Annotated in this window: 1 protein-coding gene; it reads right to left on the bottom strand. The window is 57.5% G+C overall.

Annotated elements, in window-relative coordinates; all coding sequences use genetic code 11:
* On the bottom strand, window positions 1–273 hold a 273-nt coding region (locus SCA31_RS23405), incomplete at both ends, for a hypothetical protein (RefSeq protein ID WP_410699413.1).

The raw sequence follows: 273 nt of genomic DNA, 5'->3' as shown, positions 1-273 counted from the left end.
GATTGCAGACTGGAGACCGATTTTGTCTCGAACTTGCTGGACAGCAGCCCCCAGAACACATCCGCCTGCAACCCGGCCTGCAGATGGTGCTCGTGCAGTATCCGGAAGAGTTCATATTCGCGCGTCGTCGATTGCGTGTTGAAGGAAATGTCGAAGGGCAGGGCGGCCGAATCGAGATTCGCCCGCTGCCTGGCGTCGAGATAAGGCTGATAAACGATCACCGATCCGGATTGCTGCGCCTTTCCGGTCAATTGCTGAAGGCTCGGCAATCCC

The sequence above is a fragment of the Chryseobacterium sp. SIMBA_028 genome, from assembly GCF_046535285.1.
GTDB lineage: Bacteria > Bacteroidota > Bacteroidia > Flavobacteriales > Weeksellaceae > Chryseobacterium.
The sequence above is the reverse complement of the archived record's forward strand: the minus strand, read 5'-3'. Positions and strand labels throughout refer to the sequence as shown.